The organism is Pseudomonas sp. FSL R10-0399 (assembly GCF_009600165.1).
Classification (GTDB): Bacteria; Pseudomonadota; Gammaproteobacteria; order Pseudomonadales; family Pseudomonadaceae; genus Aquipseudomonas; species Aquipseudomonas helleri.
On sequence record NZ_WIWK01000222.1, the window covers coordinates 1 to 2,578 of the forward strand.

Annotated in this window: 3 protein-coding genes and 1 pseudogene; all 4 read left to right on the forward strand. The window is 62.2% G+C overall.

Annotated elements, in window-relative coordinates:
* Nucleotides 1–461, forward strand: a pseudogene (locus tag GHO41_RS28945) (pyrroloquinoline-quinone synthase PqqC); the annotation flags it as partial.
* Entirely contained in the window at nucleotides 458–733 is a 276-nt protein-coding gene (gene pqqD / locus GHO41_RS28950; protein ID WP_048372268.1) for a pyrroloquinoline quinone biosynthesis peptide chaperone PqqD, read from the forward strand. The pseudogene GHO41_RS28945 and the gene pqqD, both read left to right, overlap by 4 nt.
* Nucleotides 705–1,877: a pyrroloquinoline quinone biosynthesis protein PqqE gene (gene pqqE, locus GHO41_RS28955; RefSeq protein WP_048372269.1), complete on the forward strand. Its 1,173-nt coding sequence runs from the start codon at nucleotides 705–707 to the stop codon at nucleotides 1,875–1,877. The genes pqqD and pqqE overlap by 29 nt, the downstream gene beginning before the upstream one ends.
* Nucleotides 1,843–2,578: TolB family protein (locus GHO41_RS28960; protein ID WP_371929071.1), on the forward strand; the 736-nt coding region annotated here is incomplete at its 3' end. The genes pqqE and GHO41_RS28960, both read left to right, overlap by 35 nt.

Genomic DNA, 2,578 nt, shown 5'->3' on the forward strand with positions numbered 1-2,578 from the left:
GCCTGGGCCAGGCCGTGGGTCTGGACCCGGACCAACTGCGCTCCCAGGAGTTGGTGCTGCCCGGCGTGCGCTTTGCGGTCGACGCCTACGTCAACTTCGCCCGTCGCGCCACGTGGGAAGAAGCCGCCAGCAGCTCGCTGACCGAAATGTTTGCCCCACAGATCCACCAGTCGCGCCTCGACAGCTGGCCGCAGCATTACCCGTGGATCGACCCGGCCGGTTATGAATACTTCCGCACCCGCCTGGGCCAGGCCCGCCGCGACGTTGAGCATGGCCTGGCGATCACCTTGCAGCACTACACCACCTACGCCGGTCAGCAACGCATGCTTGAGATTCTCCAGTTCAAACTGGACATTTTGTGGAGCATGCTCGACGCCATGACCATGGCCTACGAGCTGGACCGCCCGCCCTATCACAGCGTGACCGACCAACGTGTCTGGCACAAAGGAATCGCCCTATGAGTTTCGATCGCAGCAAAACCCCGACCTGGCGCCAGGGCTATCGTTTTCAGTACGAACCCGCGCAAAAAGGCCATGTGCTGCTCTACCCCGAAGGCATGATCAAACTCAACGAGAGTGCCGCCCTGATCGGTGGCCTGATCGACGGCGAGCGCGACGTGGCGGCGATCATCGCCGCACTGGACGCGCAGTTCCCCGGCGTGCCGGAGCTGGGTGATGACATCGAGCAATTTATGGAGGTCGCACGTGCACAGCACTGGATCGAACTTGTCTGACAGACCGCTGGCGCTGCCGCCCAAACCCGAGGTCGGCCTGCCGCTGTGGCTGCTCGCCGAGCTGACATATCGCTGCCCGCTGCAATGCCCGTATTGCTCCAACCCGCTGGACTTCGCCCAGCAAGGCAAAGAGCTGAGCACCGAGCAATGGGTCAAAGTGTTTCGTGAAGCGCGGGAAATGGGTGCAGCACAGTTGGGTTTTTCAGGCGGCGAGCCGCTGGTGCGTCAGGACTTGGCCGAGCTGATCGGCGAGGCCCGCAAACTGGGCTTTTACACCAACCTGATCACCTCCGGCATCGGTCTCACTGAGCAAAAAATCAGCGACTTCAAAAAGGCCGGGCTGGACCACATCCAGATCAGCTTCCAGGCCAGCGACGAGCAAGTGAACAATCTGCTCGCGGGCTCGAAAAAGGCCTTCGCGCAAAAGCTCGAAATGGCCCGCGCGGTCAAAGCCCACGGCTACCCGATGGTGCTGAACTTCGTCACCCATCGGCACAACATCGACAAAATCGACCGCATCATTGAGCTGTGCATCGCCCTCGAAGCCGACTTTGTCGAGCTGGCGACCTGCCAGTTCTACGGCTGGGCGCAGCTCAACCGGGTGGGCCTGCTGCCGACTAAAGAGCAATTGGTACGCGCCGAGCGCATCACCAACGAATACCGCGCCAAACTCGAAGCACAAGGCCACCCGTGCAAGCTGATCTTCGTCACCCCGGACTACTACGAAGAACGGCCAAAAGCCTGCATGAACGGCTGGGGCAGCATCTTCCTCACCGTCACCCCGGACGGCACCGCCTTGCCGTGCCACGGGGCTAGACAAATGCCGGTCGAGTTCCCTAACGTGCGTGACCACAGCATGCAACACATCTGGTACGACTCGTTCGGCTTCAATCGTTTTCGAGGCTATGACTGGATGCCCGAGCCTTGCCGCTCGTGCGACGAGAAAGAAAAGGACTTCGGCGGCTGCCGTTGCCAAGCCTTTATGCTCACGGGAGACGCCAGCAACGCGGACCCGGTGTGCAGTAAATCGCCGCAACACGACCTGATTCTCAAGGCGCGCGAAGAAGCCGAGCACGCCACCCAGACCATCGAACAATTGGCCTTCAGAAATGAACGAAACTCACGCCTCATCGCAAAAGGCTGAACCTTTCAGCGCCGCCCTCGCCGTTGCCGCCGGTGTCGATTTCGCCGAACTGCGGGTCGGCCCCCACGGCCTGTTCTGGAACGAATACCGCCCGCAAGAAGGCACCTGCCGCATTTGGCACTGGCGCGATGAGCAGGCGCACTGCCTGACCCCCGCCACCTTCAGCGTAAGCAGCCGGGTGTATGAATACGGCGGGGGTTCTTTTTGCCTTAGCGATGACGGCGTGGTGTTCGTCAACGAAACCGATCAGCAACTGTATCAACAGGCCCTGGACGGCAGCGCACCGCACGCGCTGACCCACGGCACCTGCCGCTACGGCGACGTGCAGTTTGCCCACGGCCGCGTTTTGGCGGTAGAAGAAGACGCCGCGCAGCATCGGCTGGTCAGCATCGACCTGACCACCCGCCAGCGCCAGGTGCTGGCCGAAGGCGCCGACTTTTACGCTACCCCCACGCTCAGCCCGGATGGCCAGCGCCTGGCCTGGATTGAGTGGAGCCGCCCGCATCAACCCTGGACCTCCACCCGCCTGATGCTCGCCGAAGGCCATCATCAGGGCCAATGGAACCCCGCGCACTGCATTGCCGGGGATCTGAGCGAAGAGTCTCTGCAACAGCCGCGCTTTGACGAACACAACCGTCTGTATTGCCTGACCGACCGCGGCGGCTTCTGGCAGCCGTGGTCCGAGTCGGGCGAAGGCCTGG